Annotated in this window: 1 protein-coding gene; it reads right to left on the bottom strand. The window is 62.9% G+C overall.

Annotated elements, in window-relative coordinates:
* On the bottom strand, positions 1-200 hold a 200-nt coding region (locus CVH10_RS23955; protein WP_369336017.1), incomplete at its 3' end, for a cytochrome c1.
* Positions 201-240 lie beyond the last annotated feature (40 nt).

Below are 240 nucleotides of genomic sequence, written 5' to 3'. Positions count from 1 at the left end.
GCGTTCGGATAGGGGGCGCGGAACTTGTCGGCCGGGGTGGCGTCGCGCGGGATCGCCTCACCGGTCTCGCTGTCAATGTCGCCGACCTGCACTTCCTTTGCCAGAGCCTTCACGACGGGGTTGTCGTTCGGGTTCGGGTATTTCGGATTCCAGAACGGCCCATGGCGGTCGCCCAGGTTCCGATAGTGCATCAGGTTCATGCTGTGACACGCGGCGCAGACCTCGTGATAGACCTTGTAG

The sequence above is a fragment of the Halomonas sp. ND22Bw genome (genome assembly GCF_003011945.1).
Classification (GTDB): Bacteria; Pseudomonadota; Gammaproteobacteria; order Pseudomonadales; family Halomonadaceae; genus Halomonas; species Halomonas halophila.
The sequence above is the reverse complement of the archived record's forward strand: the minus strand, read 5'-3'. Positions and strand labels throughout refer to the sequence as shown.